We start from the raw sequence: 15,849 nt of genomic DNA on the forward strand, positions 1-15,849 counted from the left end.
AAATATCCCGCCAGATTCGACAGGATATTTTTTTGCTTTTTTATGTGAAAACACTTGCAGGAAAACAGGTTATGTGGTAAGATCTATTCACTTCAAAATATTACCGGGAGGTTCGGCATGGAAAAGCAAATAAAGATACTGATATGTGCGGATGACGGCGAATGGGGCCGTGAACCGCTGGAAAAGCTGAGACAGCGGGGAGGCCTGGCAGTGTTCGCCCCGAAAGACGGGCAGAAGGCTGTGCAGAGGATTAAAGAGGAGAAGCCTGCGGTGGTGCTGATGGATCTCTTTATGCCCGGCCTCGACGCTATCGGCGTGATACATGCAGCGGCCCAGGAGCTGGCGGCAGACCGGCCCATGTACATAGTAACCGCTTCTTACACCACGCCGATTTTAGAGCGCGAGGTCATTGGGGCGGGGGCGGCATACTTTGCCCTCTCGCCCTACGACAAGGAGGAAATGGTGGAACGCATTTTCTCCCTGAACGCCCTGCGGGGCCGGCATTTTGACTCGGAGCCTGTAAGCCCTGGCCTGCGGGTGCAGGTGACTGAAATCCTGCACCAGATTGGGGTTCCCGCGCATATTAAAGGCTACCATTACCTGCGGGATTCCATTATGATGGCCATTGAGGATCCGGAGGTCATCAATGCTGTCACCAAACAGCTATATCCCAGCGTAGCCAAGCGCTATGGCACCACCAGCTCCCGTGTGGAGCGGGCCATCCGCCATGCCATAGAGGTGGCATGGGATCGGGGAGACGTGGATGTGCTGAACTCCTATTTCGGCTATACCATCCACAACACCCGGGGCAAGCCCACCAACAGCGAGTTTATTGCCATGATTTCCGACAAGCTCTGCCTGCAAATGGCCAGTGCATCCTGACCTGCCCGTGCATTCCCCCGTCCCCTCAGACGGGGGGATACGTGCTTCTACAGGCATTCAACGCCTTTTGTTGGTTTTTGAGCTCCGCTCCATACTGTTTCCGGCGCGATAATAGTATAACAAAGAACATGGGTGGAATTTGTCGAAATCTGACGCTGTTACACATTTTCTTGTAAAAAAAGAATGAACAAGCGCTATATATGGTATAAGAAAACAAGACAAGAAAGATTTAAGACAGCAGATTTTTAAGACACTTTGGGTGATAGATCGCCTCCCTGCCCCGTTTAGAAAGGAAAAAGGAAAGGCTCCCTGCCGTATGGCGGCGGGGGAAGCCTTTCCTTTTTTGCAGTATCTTGCTTGTCCGTATGAAGATTTACCGTTCCGGCAGCGTGTCCGGTTCGGGATACTCGATGCCAAAGGTTTCTACCGTAACTTTCTCCATCACCTGATCCTCATCGGGACGGTCGGCCCGGCTGCGGGGGACGGAAACAATGGCCTGGGCAGCCTCCATGCCTTCAAATACCTTGCCAAAGGCGGCATACTGCCCGTCCAAATAGGGTGCGTCATCCACCATAATGAAGAACTGGGAGCCGGCGCTGTCGGGCATTTGGGCGCGGGCCATGGAGAGCACGCCGGTGGTGTGCTTCAAATCGTTCTTTACGCCGTTGGAAGCAAACTCCCCTTTAATGCCGTATCCCGGGCCGCCCATGCCGGAGCCTTCGGGGTCCCCGCCCTGAATCATAAAGCCGGGGATGACCCGGTGGAAGATGGTGCCGTCATAAAAGCCCTTTTTGACAAGGGAGATAAAGTTGTTGACCGTGTTGGGGGCAACGTCGGGGTAAAGCTCTGCCTTGATAACCCCCTGGCTGGTCTGGAACGTGACAACTGGATTTTGCATATGGGAAACCTCCGTTTTCAAATGTCTTTCTGTTCATTATACCCGCAAAGGGAATTGCTGTCAAATGGGTGCTAAGTTGCAAAGCTAAAAAAGAAGCCCACTGAATTTCTAAATGCTTAATTTTAGGGTCAACCCCTTTTAAAAAGGGGTTGCGGGGTGTGGGGTGGAACCCCACGACTTTGCGCTATCTGCATAAAACGCCCCGCAATGGGTATTTCCCCGCCAAATGCCCACCTTGCAAAGGGGGGCCGGATGTGGTATGATGGTAAAAACATAAGGGGATTAGGGCCTGTTTGAAAATAGAGAAAGTGCCAGATTTTTGAGACAAAACGCCCGTTTTGGGTAAAAGATGGTGTTTGCGGTTTTTCAAACAGGCCCCAGAGGGTGCGGTATGATGAAAAAGCTGGTTTCTTGGAACGTAAACGGCCTGCGGGCCTGTATGGGCAAGGGTTTTTCGGAGTTTCTGGAGCAGGAAGGGCCGGATGTTATCTGCCTGCAGGAGACGAAAATGCAGCGGGAGCAGGGGGATTTCGCTTTCCCCGGCTACCATGAATACTGGAACTCCTGCCAGGTGAAAAAGGGGTATTCCGGCACAGCCCTGTTCACAAAGGAGGAGCCGCTGAAGGTGTCCTTTGGCATTGGCGAGGAGGAATATGACGGGGAGGGCCGGGTGATCTGCGCCGAATTTGAAGGGTATTTCCTGGTGACAGTGTATACCCCCAATGCCCAGCGGGGCCTGGAGCGCCTCAGCTTCCGCATGGGCTTTGAGGACGCGTTCCGGGGGTATCTCCAGGCCCTGCAGCAGGAAAAGCCTGTAATTGTCTGCGGGGACATGAACGTGGCCCACAGGCCCGTTGACCTGAAAAACGCCAAAGCAAACATCGGCAACGCCGGGTTTTCCTATGAGGAGCGGGGGAAGTTTGCCGAGCTGCTGGCCTGCGGCTTTCTGGACACCTTCCGCCACTTTTACCCAGAACAGGAGGGGGCTTATTCCTGGTGGAGCTATATGTATAACTCCCGGCAGAACAACGTGGGCTGGCGCATCGACTATTTCCTGGCAGACCAGCGCCTTGCGCCCCAGCTTGCGGACAGCCGCATCCTCTCCCAGGTGCAGGGTTCGGATCACTGCCCGGTAGAGCTGGTTCTGCGTTAACTATATAGCCTGCCTGTGGAAAAGGGCGGCAGAAAAATCATAGTAAAATGCAGCGGGAAAGCATGAGAGAATGCTTTCCCGCTTTTATCGCTTTATTGGGGTTTGTCTTGGTACAGCCCCTTCATCAGGGCGATTTCCCGGCCATACCCCGCAAGATCGTTGGGGGTTTCCAGATAAAAGGGCAGTTCCCGCAGGGCCGGATGGTTTATGATGCGCTCCAGGGCCTCTAAACCCAACTCACCCTCGCCCAGCTTCTGGTGGCGGTCTTTGTGGCTGCCCAGAGGGTTCATGGTGTCGTTGAGGTGGACGGCCCGCAGCCTCCCAAGGCCAATCACCTTGTCAAATTCCTCCAGCACCCCGGTAAGGTTCCCGGCAATGTCATAGCCGCCGTCAAACACGTGGCAGGTGTCCAGGCACACTCCCAGCCTGTCTGAAAGGTTCACCCGGTCTAAAATGTCCCGCAGCTCCTGGAAGGTGCGGCCCACTTCAGAGCCTTTCCCAGCCATGGTTTCCAGCAGTACGGTGGTCTGCTGCCCTTCCCAGAGAATCTCATTGAGCTGGGCGGCGATAAGCCCGATGCCCCTTTCCGCCCCCTGCTTTACATGGCTGCCGGGATGGAAATTGTACATGCTGCCGGGGATGTGCTCCAGCCGCTGCAGGTCGTCCAGCATGGTTTCTTTGGCAAAGGTGCGCAGGCCCTCGTCAGCGGCGCAGGCGTTCAGGGTATAGGGGGCGTGGGCTAAGATGGGGAAGAAGCCCTGCTCCGCCGCCAAGGCCCGGAAGGCCGCCACGTCCTCCAAATCCAGGGCCTTGGCCTTGCCGCCCCGGGGATTGCGGGTGAAAAACTGGAAGGTGTTGGCCCCGATTTTCACCGCATCCCGGCCCATGGCCAGGAACCCCTTGGCGCTGGAAAGATGGCATCCGATTTTCAGCATTTTTTTCTCTCCTTTACAACTGGCCCCGTAAGGCGGAAGCTGTCTCCAATCATGTTTTTCACGTCCGCCTCCGGCACCAGCCCCAGCACAATGGTGTTCCAGTGGGATTTGTTCATGTGATAGCCGGGCAGCACGCCGCCGGGGTAAGCACCCCGCCAGAAAGCGGTGTCTGCCGGGGCGCACTTCACGTTTACCCGCATTTTCCCTTGATACTCATACACAAAGGCAAAGCTCTTTTTGTTGGACTTGTGCCGCAGCACTGTCCAGTTGTTATCGTGAAAGGGCGCGTCGGCATAGGCGTCCTGCCACTGGAGGCAGAAATCCACCACCTCCTGCCGGGTGGTCATGGCTGGCCCCCGTCTTTCAGCAGGCGCTCTATCACCATCCTGTCCCGGGTCACCCAGGGGATGGGGCTTTCGCCCCGGGCGCAGAGTTCCGCCTGCTCTTTTTCAGCCCGGCGGTTCTGCTCCAGGGCTTCCGGAAGCGCTGCCCACACAGGGCAAAACCCGTGTTCTTCTTCGTATTCGTCCAGCTTCTGTTTTGCGGCAGGGCCTTCCACCTGGCAGAAAAAGTAGTGGGATTCCATCTCCACCATGTCCGCGGACAGCCCCCGGCGGCGCTCTGTGACCACGCCCCATTTTTTCAGGGAACCTGCCGCCACGGTATACCCGGTTTCCTCCCGCACTTCCCGCAGAAGGGTTTCCTCCAGGGTTTTCCCTGGCTCCGCGCCGCCGCCGGGGAACTTGTAGTCCCCGTATTTTTCCCGCACCAGCAGATATTTGCCCTGGCGCTCTATGATGCCCCGCACAGCAGTGCGCCGGAAAACAGAGCCGCCCTCCGGGTAGTTGTGCAGGTCAACCGTAAATTCTGTCATGCTTCCTCCTTATACCGCGTTCCCTTCTTGCAGGAGCCGTTCCATCACTTTAATTTCCCGGAGAAGCCGGGCAGGCCAGGGCGCGGTGACGCCGCTTTCCTCCAGGCGGCGGTTTGCGGCCAGGGCTTCTTCCAGATCCATCCATACCGGGCGCAGCCCGTCTTCCGCTTCGCCCTCGTCCAAAAGCTGCTCCCCGCCGGCCCCGCTTATTTCGCACAGGAAATAGTAAGAATCCATTTCCAGGATGTCCGCAATCAGGCCCTTGCGCCGCTCCCGCACCACGGCCCATTCCCGCGCCGTCTCCGGCGCAACGGAGTAGCCGCTTTCTTCCTTTACCTCCCGGCACATGGCGTCTGCCAGGGATTCCCCTTTCTCCACGCCGCCGCCGGGGAACCGGAAAGCGCCGTTGTTCCCTGTTACCATCAGGTATTTGCCGTCCCTGCAGGCGATGCCCCGGGCCGCTACGCGTTTATCCGTTTTCCCGTCTGGGTTGTAGTTTTGTAAGTCAAACGCCAGTTCAATCAACCCGTTTACGCCTCCTTGTCGCTTTCAAACCGCACCCCCAACTGCCGGCGGGCCTCCTCCAAAAATTCCGCCACCCACAGGCTCAGCTCCACGCAGTGGGCATACTCTTCCCGGCTTTCCTCCGGCTCCTGGATATAACGGTAAAAATCTTTGGCTTCCCAGCCCATCAGCTTATACTTTTCGTCCTCGCCGTAAAGCTTTTCGGTTGTGCCGTCCTTATGCCACAGGGAGATGTTGGCAAGGCGGGAAACGGACTCCACATAGACAGTGCCCTCGTTCCCCTGGAAATCGGTGTTGGCCCCGGCCTGGCCCAGCTTGGAATAGGTGAGGGTTACCAGCTTGTCCGGGTATTTCATGGTGAGTATGCCTGCCCCGTCTGCCCCGGTGTGAAGCTTTATGCAGTCGGCCTGAAAGCTTTCCGGCCTGCCGAACAGGTGCAGGGCAGGATACACGCAGTATACCCCCAAATCCATCAAAGAGCCGGTTTCCAGCTTGGGGTTAAAGATATTGGGCACCTGCCCCTCCAGGAAGCTGTCCAGCTTGGAGGAGCGCTGGCAGAAGTCGATTTTTGCCATGGAGATGTTCCCAATCTTTCCCAGGGCCTCTTCCAGCACCGCCCGCTGGGGCAGGTGCATGAACATAATGGCCTCTAAGAAGATGACGCCCTTTTCTTCTGCCAGCTTCACCAGCTCTTTCACTTTTTCCGCCTGGGCGCACAGGGGCTTTTCGCAGATGACATGCTTGCCTGCTTCCAGCAGCACCCGGCACTGCTCATAGTGGGCGGCGTTGGGGCTGGCGATATACACTGCGTCCACCTCTTTGCAGCGGGCCAGTTCCTCCACATCTGTAAAGACCAGCTTTGCCCCATGCTTTTGAGCGTAGGCCTCTCCCCGCGCCCTGTCCCGGGAGTATACGGCCGTCAGCTCCCACAGGCCGCTGTCCTTGGCGCCGTGTATATATTCGTCGGTAATCCATCCGGATCCAATAGTTGCAAACCGCAGCATAGCGCTTTCCGTCCTTTCTTGGGGCGCTGCCCCAAACCCCGCCAGGGAAACTTTTTTCAAAAAAAGTTTCCCTGGACTCTTCAAAAAATTTTGATTTGTTTTTATTCCGCTATTTCCACCGCGGTCTTGATGATGTCCTTGATGGCCTCCATGTCCTCCGCCACAACATACTCCAGCTTGCCGTGGGCATTGGCGCCGCCTGTGCAGATGTTGGGGCAGGGCAGGCCCATGTAGGAAAGCCGCGCCCCGTCTGTGCCGCCCCGGATGGGGATGGCGAAAGGCTCCACGCCGTTTGCCCGCATGGCCTTCTCCATGGTTTCGATTACCTCCCAGTGGGGCAGGATCTGCTCTTTCATGTTCCGGTAGCTTTCCGTGATGGCAAGCTTTACAGGCTTTGAGGGATACTTGGCGTTCAGGTATGCTGCCGCGCCCTCCATCACCTTTTTCTTTGCCTCAAAGAGCGCCGCGTCATGGTCGCGGATGATAAACTCCATTTTGGTGTGCTCCACATCGCCCTGGATGCCGTCCAGATGGATGAAGCCCTCATAGCCTTCTGTATACTCGGGCTTCTGCTCCCGGGGCAGCATCCCTACAAACTCCATGGCAATCTCCATGGAGTTTACCATTTTCCCCTTGGCGCTGCCCGTATGGATGGAAAGCCCTGAAACCTCCGCCACAGCCGCGGCTGCGTTGAAGTTTTCATATTCCAGCTCTCCCAGATGGCCGCCGTCTACAGTATAGGCGAAGTCGCACCCAAAGCCCTGCACGTCAAAGTGGTCGGCCCCCTGGCCGATCTCCTCGTCCGGGGTGAAGCCCAGCTTTACTGTGCCATGAGGCTTTTTCTCCAGGAGTATCTCCCTGGCGGCGCAGAGAATCTCCGCCACGCCGGCCTTGTCATCCCCGCCTAACAGGGTGGTGCCGTCAGTGGTAATCAGGGTTTTGCCCTTCTGCTCTTTCAGGGAGGGGAAGTCTGCGGGGGAGAGGGTCAGCCCGCTTTCTCCCAGCTTGATGTCCCCGCCGTCATAGTTCTCAATCACCTGGGGCTTGATGTCCTCGCCTTTCACCCCGCCGTAAGTGTCCATGTGGGCGATAAAGCCTACAGTTTTCCGGCCCTCCGCTGTGGCGGGAATGGTGCCGTATACGTACCCTGTGTCAGACATATAGGCGTCCTCAATGCCCATTTCCTTCATCAGGTCTACAATGTGCGCACCTAAAACCTTCTGCCCAGGGGTGCTGGGGGTGACGCCAGTGGCGGGGTCGGAGTTGGTGGGATAGGAGATTAAATCTAAAAACGTTTCCTTTACAGACATAGTGTAAACCTCTTTCCTGTTTTGATTTTTCTGCACATCATACCGCATGGGGGTAAAGCGCACCCCGTTTTTTTCCTGCTCCTCCGACAGGGCTGTAAAGCCCAGATGGAGGTAAAAGGGCAGGCCGTAAGGGGTGGCGTTCAGGGTGATGGCCTGCAGGCCGGGGCTTTTCCGAAGTCTGTCCGCTAAAAGATACCGGAAAACAGCCGTACCCACGCCCTGGCGGTGGTATTCCTTTTTTACAAAGGCCTGGCAGATATGGGTTTTGTCGGGCCGCAGAATCATCACGCCGATGATTTCCTCCCCGTCAAAGGCACCGTAAACCGGGCAGATCCCCTGCCGGCAGGCCCGGATAAATTTAGGGTTTTCCGTGGTTTCCTGCCGGAAGGCTTCGGCTGCGCCCCCGCCTTCGGCGGGAGCGTCAAATTCCAGATACACCTGCCAAATCAGCGCCATGGCCGCCGGGATCTCATGGCTTTTCACCCGGCGTACTTCATAGCGGATCATACTTCATCCCAATACCGCTTTAAATTTGCAAGGCCAATGCGCACAGCCTCCACGCAAGGCTCCAGGCCCTCAAACTCAATGGCAATGGTATCGTCAAAGCCCGCGGCCTTTAAGGTGCGCAGGCACTGCTTCACAGGCACATTCCCCTGGCCGATGACGGTGCCCCGCAGGTAGTTCCCCGCCCGGGTCTGGAAAGCACCCTCCCCGGGATTTTCGGCATAGAAGCTTTTGCAGATAAAGTCTTTGGCGTGGACATAGGCCGTATAGGGGGCTACCCTGGCCACAGCCAGGGCCGGATTTTCATCGGCGCACAGGAAATTGCCCATATCGCACAGCAGCTTAAAGTTAGGGTGCCCCACTGCCGTATACAGCTTTTCCACCCGCTCCGAATCCTGGGAGAAAAAGCCATGGTTCTCCGTCATGGTGAGGACGCCCTTGGCTGCCGCATACTCAGTGATTTCCCGCACAGCCTCCGAGAGCCGGGGGAGCAGGCTGTCATAGCTTTGGGCAGGCTTTGTGCCCTGGGTGATGTCGTGGCGCATACGGGGCGCGCCCAGTACTGCGGCTAAGTCCACATATTTTTTCACCCGTTCTATTTCTTTGGCGGTGTCCCCGCCGCTGCCGTTTAGCAAATCTGCCGCCACTGCCAAAGAGGAAAAGCACAGCCCCTGCTTTTCAGCCTCGGCCCGGAGGGCCTGGGCCTGCTGGGCCATCTCCTCCTGTGGGCACTGGAAGTTTACAAAATCCACGGCCTCCACCGCGTCAAAGCCCAGTTCTTTGGCTTTTCCAATGCACTGCATGGGGGTCAGTTCCCCGGCCTTTATGGCGCTGTAGAAGCTATATAAGCTGACAGAAAATTTCATAAGAACCTCCATACGATACAGGATTCCTACTTGTGTCCGGTATCGTTCCTTTCTTTATAATTTTTTACATGAAGGGTTTTGTTATATATTTTATAGTTATATGTCTTTCAGCTTCACAGGGACAAACGCCTCCATCATCCCTTTCCCCAGGGCCTGGATGGCCTCTGGCGGGGTGATGATATGGCCCATGGAATAATGGCCGGGCCTTTCGTCCAGCTCGAAAATACCGCTGCCTTCAATATACTTCACAGCCTCCTGATAGAGCCTGCGGTTTTCCTCCTCGTCATGATCCCAGTAAAAATAGGTGAGATAGAAACCGCCGTCAAAGGCCGCCTTTTCATAGCCTCCGTCAGGCATACCTTCCTCTAAGGCATACCACCATTCCAGCCCGTTCTTTTCGCGGTTGAAGAACAGGAAATCCCGGGGCATAAAGCTGTCCCGGGGAGACGGCTTTATGCTGCTGAAATAGGCGTTGAATCTCCCCAGCACCCCTTCCGGGGAGAAGTCAAATGCCGGGCTTGGCCCGGAGGTGGCGGCGGTGAAGGGGGGCAGGGAGATAATACGGAAATCCATGGCAGCCCTCCTTTAATCGCCAAAGGATATGCCGATTTGGCGGGCAGCCTTGATTTCATCGCAGTCCACAGGGACAGCTTTCAGCTTCCCGGCCACGTCCTGGAGGGGCACAGGTGCCGTTTTGCCGTTTACCATGCCAATCATCACGCCAAACACTTTGTCCTTGATGCACTTAGCGGCAGTGGCCCCCAGGCGGGTACACAGCACCCGGTCGTAAGCGCAGGGGCTGCCGCCCCGCTGGAAGTGCCCGGGCACGCACACCCGGATTTCGTTGTCGATTTTGTCCGAAAGCTCCTCGGCAATGCGGTATACAATGGAGGGGTGCCGGAAGTCGGCCCGGGCCTTCTTCAGCTCCTTCTTGGAAAGCTTTGCCTCCTCTTTGGAGATGGCCCCCTCGGCTACTGCCAGGATGGAGAATTTCTTGCCGCTGTCAATGCGGCCCTGGAGGGTTTTCGCCACCTTGTTGATGTCGTAGGGGATTTCCGGCAGGAGTATCACGTCCGCGCCGCCTGCGATGCCTGCCGAAAGGGTGAGCCAGCCCACCTTGTGGCCCATTACCTCCACGATGAAAATGCGCCCATGGGAGGTGGCAGTGGTGTGGATGCAGTCGATGACATTGGTGGCGATTTCCACCGCGCTGTGAAAGCCAAAGGTGATGTCTGTGCCCCAGATGTCGTTGTCAATGGTTTTGGGCAGGTGGATAACATTGAGGCCCTCCTCCCGCAGGAGGTTGGCGGTTTTCTGGGTGCCGTTGCCCCCCAGAATCACCAGGCAGTCTAAATCCATTTTTTTGTAGTGCTTTTTCATGGCGGCAACCTTGTCCACGTTGTTCTCGTCAATGACCCGGATGGTTTTAAAGGGCTGGCGGGAGGTGCCCAGCAGCGTGCCGCCCAGGGTGAGGATGCCGGAAAAATCCCCTGGCTCCATCTTTTTATATTCCCCGAAAATCAGCCCGGTGTAGCCGTCTTTAATGCCGTAAATCTCCACGTCCTTGCCAAACTGCTCATACAGCCCCTTGGCAACGCCCCGGATAGCCGCGTTCAGGCCCTGGCAGTCGCCGCCGCTTGTTAAAATGCCTACTCTTTTCATTGAAAACACCCCTTCTATAATAGATTTATTCTCCATTGCCCGCAAATGCTTTTTTGTATGCGGGGTAAATGTATTTCAGGATGATACATATATTCACAACGCCGATGGCGCCGTAAACCAACTCCACCCCTATCTCCGGCAGGCCGAAAAGCAGGATGCCGTTCATGTCCCCGCCGCCCACAAAGCGGTAGAGCACAGACAGGTACAGGGGGTCGAGCACCAGCAGGGCTATGGTGGCATAATACCCCGCAGCCTTCAAAACCTTGCTGCCGCTTTTGGTGATGAACTTCGCCGCCCACACCAGCACATAAGCCCCTATAAGGGAAGCAATACTGCCCACCACACAAAAGACAGCCGTTTGAAGATCTGTTAAAAGCTCTGTTCTTGCGGCGATCTGCACGCCTATCCCCATAAAGCGGATTTGGTGGAACACATCGAAGCACAGGGCCGCAAGCAGGTGCGCCCCTTCGTGCAGGATATAATAGAGCAGAATAGCCACAAGCACGCCAAACCATTTCCGTGAATTCGTTGTAAGGCGCTCTTTCATGCGTTCCTCCTTTCACTCGTCCATGCCTTTGCCGCTCCTCGAAAGCCCTCCAGCAATGCAAGAGGGTGACACGCGGCAGCGCCAAAGGGGTTCTTAAGGGGGCAGAACCCCCAAGGCCTTGCCCTTACGTTGCCTCTTCCGCTGTGTGAATGGGAATCAGCGGGCTGTCATGCTCTACATGCTGGCGGGCTTTCAGGCGCTCCTGAGCATCTTTGTAGAAAGCCTGCTGGGCGCTTAAAGCTGCCCGGCCCCGATGGGTGACGTGCTGGTAAGCTTTGTCCGGCAGCATTTTCCGGGCATTGGTGTTGTCCTCCAGCAGGGTTTCCAGGATGTAGAAGGCCCGCTGCTTTAAATCCTCGTCCTCAATGGGGAACACCAGCTCCACCCGGCGGTCTAAATTCCGGGGCATCCAGTCGGCGCTGCCCATGTAGATTTTGGGGTTCCCGGCGTTTTCAAAGCGGAAAACCCGGCTGTGCTCCAAAAGCTGGCCCACAATGCTGATAACCTTGATGTTTTCGCTGACCTCCGGAAGGCCGGGAATCAGGCAGCAGATGCCCCGCACCACCAGGCGCACCGGCACCCCGGCGCAGCTTGCCTCATACAGCAGGCCGATAATCTCCGGATCCACCAGGGAGTTTACTTTGGCGGTGATGCCGCAGGGCAGGCCCTTTTTGGCATTCTCCGTCTCCAGTTGGATGCGCTGCCTGAAGAAGCTGCGCAGGCCATGAGGGGCCACAGCAAAGTGCTGATACTCCGGGGGCCGGGAATATCCGGTTATCACGTTGAAAAGGGAGGAGGCGTCCGCCCCATACTGGGGGTTGCAGGTGAAAAGGCCCACATCTGTGTAGATTTTCGCGGTGGAATCGTTGTAGTTGCCTGTGCCCAGGTGCAGGTAACGGCAGATGCCGTCCTCCTCCCGGCGCACCACCAGGGCAATTTTGCAGTGGGTTTTCAGGCCATACAGGCCGTAAATCACGTGGCACCCGGCCTTTTCCAGCTTCTGCGCCCAGTTGATGTTGTTTTCCTCGTCAAACCGGGCCTTCAGCTCCACCAGCACAGTTACCTGCTTGCCGTTTTCCGCCGCCTTAATCAGGGCCGCGATAATGGGGGAGTTGCCGCTGACCCGGTACAGGGTCTGCTTGATGGCCAGCACGTCCTCGTCCTCAGCGGCCTGCTCGATAAATTTCACCACGCAGTCGAAGCTTTCATAGGGATGGTGAACCATCCTGTCCTTGTCCCGGATGGCTGCAAAAATATCGTCATAGCCCCAGAAATCTGCCGGGGCCACCGGGGAGATGGGCTTGAAGCACAGGTTTTCGCAGCCCTTGATGCCAGCGAATTTGGAGAGGAAGGTCAGGTCTAAAGGCCCGGCCAGCTCGTAAATCTCATTCTTTTTGATTTTCAGCATGTCAATGAGAAAGCTTTTCAGGTTCTTGTCGCACTTTGCAGGCAGCTCCAGCCGCACAGGGCGGCCTCTTTTCCGGCGCTTGATGGACTTCTTCATCTCGCTCATGAAGTCCTCGCTCTCCTCGTCAATGGACATGTCCGAGTCCCGGGTGACCCGGAAGGGGCAGGCAGCCTTGATATCATGCAGCTCGAACAGCTCGTCAAGCTTATGCATGATGATGTCCTCCAGCAGGGTGAAGGCCCGGACCCCCTCACAGGGCAGCTCTAAAAACCGGGGAAGGATGCCCGGCACCTGCACAATGGCAAAGCACTTGTCGTCCCCTTTTTTCTCTTTTTCTTTGGACTTTAGGTATACCGCAAGGTTCAAAGACTTGTTGGCCAGCAGGGGGAAGGGCCGACTGTTGTCCACCGCCAGGGGGGTGAGCACCGGGAACAGCACTTCCTTAAAATATTGGGAGATATAGTCGAGCTGCTGGCTGTCCATCTCCTCGCAGGAGAGGAAGCAGATTCCCTGCTTTTCCAGGGCGGGCACAATGGAGCGGCTGAGGCAGGAATACTGCTTCTCCATGAAAACGTGGGTTTTTTCCTCCAGCTCCTTTAAAAGCTCCTGGGGGGTTAAGTCAAAGGTGTCTTTGGGCTTGTAGCCGGAGTTTACCTGGGCCTTCACCCCTGCCACCCGCACCATGAAAAATTCGTCCAGGTTGGAGCCTGTAATGGCCAAAAAGCGCAGCCGCTCCATTAGGGGGTTCTCCCGTTTGGTGGCCTCCTCCAGCACCCGGGCGTTAAAGTCCATCCAGCTTAATTCTCGGTTATAATAGGGCATTTTCTTGTCTGCCATAGGTCATTCCTCAATTCTCTATAAAGTGGGGGAAGGGGCTGTTACAGGGCTTCAAATTTCACTGCCAGCTCCGGCAAAAGCCCGAATACATTCTGGAAGAACTGGGAGGCTTCCTCAAAGGCCCAGCGCTCCAAAAGGGTGTTTTCCCGGGCTTTGGCCCGGAACAGCACCCGGTCGCCGTCTGTGCTGATTTTTAAATCCCGCAGTTTTTCCCGGTGGGATTTGTCCAGGGCGTTTGCCATGCGGAACATGGCCTCCAGCTTCATGGCCTCCAGACGCTCCTTGTCGGAAAGGAGCAGAAGTTCCGGATCCTCCTCTGTGGAGGGGTTCACGCTGCCTGCCACCAGGGCGATTTGCAGCACCTGGGCCTCTGAAAGCCCGAAAATGTCCATGCCTTTAATCATATCAAAGGTGCAGCGGCTGTGCTGGCGCACGCACACAAAGCTGCCGCAGCTATGGAGCGTGGCGGCAAGCTCCAGAATCAGCCGGCGGGAGGGGTCCAGCCCATGGACTTTTTTCAGCTTGTCAAAAATTTTGCAGCAAAATTCCCCGATGCGCTGGGAGTGCTCTAAATCGCACCCAAAGCTTCTGGCTGTGGCTTCGGCGCAGGCCAGGGCATTTTTCCGCAGGTAAGCCGCCCACTGGGCGTCTGCCCGGGGAGAGAGCATATACCGCATGACCCCCTGGGAAATGTCCGCTATGGGGGAAACAACCTCCTTGGCCCCTGGGCAGAAACGCAGAAGCCCTCTGTAAACAAACAGGGCTGTGTACAGCACAGCGGCTTTGTCCTCTGTCATGCCATAGCGCAGGCCAATGCTTTCCGCTGTCATGGAGCGAAGCTCATCATAAAGGGAAATCAGCTTTTTCACGTCCAGGCGCACCATTTCCCCTTCCTGCCGGGCGCCGCTGAGCCTTGCCACCCGCCCCATCTGAGAGCCGGTGACAATCAGGTTCTGCACCCGGAAGGCGGAAATATCCACCCGGCTTAAAAGCAGATCCATATATTCGTCTACAATGCAGTGGAAATCCTGGGCGCCTTTTCTCAGCTTGCTTAAGGCGTCGTGAAGCTTTAAAGGCCCAATGGGGATGTTCTGGGAGTATACGGCCTGCTGCCCGTCAAACACGGCAATGCCGATGCTGCCCGCCCCCACATAGGCGATAAGGGACGCGCCTCCCTTTACGGCTTGTTCCTGTTCCAGGCGCTCCATAATCTCCCCGTAAATATAGGCTTTTTCCTGGCTGTCATCCAAAACCTCCACGTCCAGGCCGTTGCGCACCTTTAGCTGGTCGATAACCAGGGCGCGGTTTTTGGCCTCCCGCAGGGCAGAGCAGGAAACCACCCGGGGCTTTTCGATATTGTAGGAAAGCAGGGCGGCGGAAAATTTGGATAAAGCGGCGGACAGCTCCCGCAGGCTGTCAAAGCTGACGCTGCCGTTTTCAAACACGTCGTGGCCCAGCCCGATGGGATATTCCAGCCTGTCCAGGGTCTGGATTTTGCCCTTTGACAACTGGGACACCCGCAGCTTCACATTGTTGGAACCAATCTCGATGACCGCCGCTATGGGGGCGGCGCTTTTCTTGTTCAAGGAAGATCCCTCCAGAGAGTATAAATTCATGATGTGTCATGCGGGCGGCGCCCGCATTCATCAATATTATACCAAACAGGGCGGGGGGAAGCAAATATTTTTTGAGAATTTTTGCCTGCAAAAAGGAAAGGGAAAAACCTTTTAAAAAAATTTTGAAAAAGGGGTTGATTTTTTCTGCAAAATTCGGTATACTTGTAAAGCCGATAGGGGATACGGAGAGGTATTCTAATTGGTAAGGAGCCACATTGGAAATGTGGTGTGCCGCAAGGCATTGTGCGTTCGAGTCGCATCCTCTCCGCCATAGCAGAGAGCGCCAGGTCATTTGCCCGGCGCTCTTTTCATTTTTTGCAGGAGGGTGGATGTATGGGCTATGAAGTGAACATAGAATTGACAAACATGTGCGTGGTGTGCGACGGCACAAGGGTGCTGGTGCAGGACCGGGCAAAGCCCGGCTGGTCGGGCATCACTTTCCCTGGCGGGCATGTGGAGCCGGGGGAGAGCATTACCGCTTCCGTTATCCGGGAGGTATGGGAAGAGACGGGCCTCACCATAGAAAACCCCAGGCTTTGCGGCATTAAAACCTGGGGCGGGCCAGAGGGCCTTTTGGAAGTGGCTTTCCTTTATAAAGCAGAAAAGTTTTCCGGGGAACTGAAGCCTTCGGAAGAGGGGGAGGTTTTTTGGGCAGAGCGGGACAGCCTTCCTGCCATGCAGCTTGCCAGCGGCATGGAGGAAACCTTCCGGGTTTTCTTTGAAGAAGATATCAGCGAATTATATTACGAGAAAAAGGATAAAAACGCGCCTGCAGGCCCGTGGCGCTATGAGGACTGGCAATATACCTTGCAGTAACGGGGGATGGAA

16 protein-coding genes, 1 tRNA gene and 1 pseudogene are annotated in these 15,849 nt (G+C 56.1%); 4 read left to right on the plus strand and 14 right to left on the minus strand.

Annotated features, from left to right (window positions below; genetic code table 11):
* Positions 1-117: 117 nt before the first annotated feature.
* Positions 118-882 carry a sporulation transcription factor Spo0A gene (gene spo0A, locus D1841_RS04695; RefSeq protein WP_160641503.1) on the plus strand — a complete coding sequence of 255 codons (765 nt, stop codon included), beginning with the start codon at positions 118-120 and terminating at the stop codon, positions 880-882.
* A gap of 373 nt (positions 883-1,255) precedes the next feature.
* Here spo0A and D1841_RS04700 read toward each other — a convergent pair whose 3' ends face one another.
* A complete protein-coding gene (locus D1841_RS04700) occupies positions 1,256-1,780 on the minus strand; it encodes a peptidylprolyl isomerase (RefSeq protein WP_160641504.1) in 525 nt (174 codons plus the stop codon).
* Between the two features lie 394 nt (positions 1,781-2,174).
* Here D1841_RS04700 and D1841_RS04705 point away from each other — a divergent pair, with 394 nt between their 5' ends.
* Entirely contained in the window at positions 2,175-2,933 is a 759-nt protein-coding gene (locus D1841_RS04705) for an exodeoxyribonuclease III (RefSeq protein ID WP_160641522.1), read from the plus strand.
* Positions 2,934-3,025: 92 nt separating this feature from the next.
* Here the strand turns inward: D1841_RS04705 and D1841_RS04710 are convergent, their stop codons facing one another.
* The 13 genes and pseudogenes from D1841_RS04710 to D1841_RS04770 form a co-directional block, all read right to left on the minus strand.
* The gene (locus D1841_RS04710) at positions 3,026-3,868 is read right to left on the minus strand and encodes a deoxyribonuclease IV (protein WP_160641505.1); all 843 of its coding nucleotides are present in this window, start codon (positions 3,866-3,868) and stop codon (positions 3,026-3,028) included.
* Positions 3,862-4,215: an MmcQ/YjbR family DNA-binding protein gene (locus D1841_RS04715; protein ID WP_160641506.1), complete on the minus strand. Its 354-nt coding sequence runs from the start codon at positions 4,213-4,215 to the stop codon at positions 3,862-3,864. Before D1841_RS04715 ends, D1841_RS04710 begins: the two co-directional genes overlap by 7 nt.
* Positions 4,212-4,742 (minus strand): NUDIX hydrolase, encoded by a 531-nt coding sequence (locus D1841_RS04720; RefSeq protein WP_160641507.1) that lies wholly within the window; start codon positions 4,740-4,742, stop codon positions 4,212-4,214. The genes D1841_RS04715 and D1841_RS04720 overlap by 4 nt, the downstream gene beginning before the upstream one ends.
* Before the next feature lie 9 nt (positions 4,743-4,751).
* Positions 4,752-5,267: an NUDIX domain-containing protein gene (locus tag D1841_RS04725; RefSeq protein ID WP_160641508.1), complete on the minus strand. Its 516-nt coding sequence runs from the start codon at positions 5,265-5,267 to the stop codon at positions 4,752-4,754.
* Between the two features lie 5 nt (positions 5,268-5,272).
* Positions 5,273-6,331 (minus strand): Gfo/Idh/MocA family protein, encoded by a 1,059-nt coding sequence (locus D1841_RS04730; protein ID WP_161879892.1) that lies wholly within the window; start codon positions 6,329-6,331, stop codon positions 5,273-5,275.
* A 41-nt stretch (positions 6,332-6,372) separates the two neighbouring features.
* A complete protein-coding gene (gene pepT / locus D1841_RS04735) occupies positions 6,373-7,581 on the minus strand; it encodes a peptidase T (protein WP_166554232.1) in 1,209 nt (402 codons plus the stop codon).
* A 48-nt stretch (positions 7,582-7,629) separates the two neighbouring features.
* Positions 7,630-8,088 (minus strand): annotated as a pseudogene (locus D1841_RS19735) (GNAT family N-acetyltransferase); the annotation flags it as partial.
* Positions 8,085-8,951: a sugar phosphate isomerase/epimerase gene (locus tag D1841_RS04745; protein WP_160641511.1), complete on the minus strand. Its 867-nt coding sequence runs from the start codon at positions 8,949-8,951 to the stop codon at positions 8,085-8,087. The gene D1841_RS04745 and the pseudogene D1841_RS19735, both read right to left, overlap by 4 nt.
* Before the next feature lie 96 nt (positions 8,952-9,047).
* The gene (locus tag D1841_RS04750) at positions 9,048-9,524 is read right to left on the minus strand and encodes a hypothetical protein (protein WP_160641512.1); all 477 of its coding nucleotides are present in this window, start codon (positions 9,522-9,524) and stop codon (positions 9,048-9,050) included.
* Between the two features lie 12 nt (positions 9,525-9,536).
* A complete protein-coding gene (locus D1841_RS04755; RefSeq protein ID WP_160641513.1) occupies positions 9,537-10,613 on the minus strand; it encodes a 6-phosphofructokinase in 1,077 nt (358 codons plus the stop codon).
* Between the two features lie 25 nt (positions 10,614-10,638).
* Positions 10,639-11,160 (minus strand): hypothetical protein, encoded by a 522-nt coding sequence (locus D1841_RS04760; RefSeq protein ID WP_160641514.1) that lies wholly within the window; start codon positions 11,158-11,160, stop codon positions 10,639-10,641.
* Between the two features lie 124 nt (positions 11,161-11,284).
* Positions 11,285-13,405, minus strand: a complete 2,121-nt coding sequence (locus D1841_RS04765) for an RNA degradosome polyphosphate kinase (RefSeq protein WP_160641515.1) — start codon at positions 13,403-13,405, stop codon at positions 11,285-11,287.
* A gap of 41 nt (positions 13,406-13,446) precedes the next feature.
* A complete protein-coding gene (locus D1841_RS04770; protein WP_160641516.1) occupies positions 13,447-14,991 on the minus strand; it encodes a hypothetical protein in 1,545 nt (514 codons plus the stop codon).
* Between the two features lie 214 nt (positions 14,992-15,205).
* Between D1841_RS04770 and D1841_RS04775 the strand changes: the two genes are divergently transcribed.
* Positions 15,206-15,292 (plus strand) — tRNA-Ser (locus D1841_RS04775).
* Between the two features lie 62 nt (positions 15,293-15,354).
* On the plus strand, positions 15,355-15,837 hold the full coding sequence (locus D1841_RS04780; RefSeq protein ID WP_161879891.1) for an 8-oxo-dGTP diphosphatase: 483 nt from the start codon (positions 15,355-15,357) through the stop codon (positions 15,835-15,837).
* Positions 15,838-15,849: the final 12 nt, after the last annotated feature.

Source organism: Neglectibacter sp. X4 (genome assembly GCF_009917365.1).
GTDB lineage: Bacteria > Bacillota > Clostridia > Oscillospirales > Acutalibacteraceae > Acutalibacter.

What these genes read in the sequence shown, in the direction of transcription:
- D1841_RS04750 (WP_160641512.1), bottom strand. Translation starts at nt 9,524, where the DNA reads ATGGATTTCCGTATTATCTCCCTGCCCCCCTTCACCGCCGCCACCTCC.
- D1841_RS04780 (WP_161879891.1), top strand. Translation starts at nt 15,355, where the DNA reads ATGGGCTATGAAGTGAACATAGAATTGACAAACATGTGCGTGGTGTGC.
- D1841_RS04745 (WP_160641511.1), bottom strand. Translation starts at nt 8,951, where the DNA reads ATGAAATTTTCTGTCAGCTTATATAGCTTCTACAGCGCCATAAAGGCC.
- pepT (WP_166554232.1), bottom strand. Translation starts at nt 7,581, where the DNA reads ATGTCTGTAAAGGAAACGTTTTTAGATTTAATCTCCTATCCCACCAAC.
- spo0A (WP_160641503.1), top strand. Translation starts at nt 118, where the DNA reads ATGGAAAAGCAAATAAAGATACTGATATGTGCGGATGACGGCGAATGG.
- D1841_RS04710 (WP_160641505.1), bottom strand. Translation starts at nt 3,868, where the DNA reads ATGCTGAAAATCGGATGCCATCTTTCCAGCGCCAAGGGGTTCCTGGCC.
- D1841_RS04760 (WP_160641514.1), bottom strand. Translation starts at nt 11,160, where the DNA reads ATGAAAGAGCGCCTTACAACGAATTCACGGAAATGGTTTGGCGTGCTT.
- D1841_RS04715 (WP_160641506.1), bottom strand. Translation starts at nt 4,215, where the DNA reads ATGACCACCCGGCAGGAGGTGGTGGATTTCTGCCTCCAGTGGCAGGAC.
- D1841_RS04755 (WP_160641513.1), bottom strand. Translation starts at nt 10,613, where the DNA reads ATGAAAAGAGTAGGCATTTTAACAAGCGGCGGCGACTGCCAGGGCCTG.
- D1841_RS04720 (WP_160641507.1), bottom strand. Translation starts at nt 4,742, where the DNA reads ATGACAGAATTTACGGTTGACCTGCACAACTACCCGGAGGGCGGCTCT.
- D1841_RS04700 (WP_160641504.1), bottom strand. Translation starts at nt 1,780, where the DNA reads ATGCAAAATCCAGTTGTCACGTTCCAGACCAGCCAGGGGGTTATCAAG.
- D1841_RS04765 (WP_160641515.1), bottom strand. Translation starts at nt 13,405, where the DNA reads ATGGCAGACAAGAAAATGCCCTATTATAACCGAGAATTAAGCTGGATG.
- D1841_RS04705 (WP_160641522.1), top strand. Translation starts at nt 2,175, where the DNA reads ATGAAAAAGCTGGTTTCTTGGAACGTAAACGGCCTGCGGGCCTGTATG.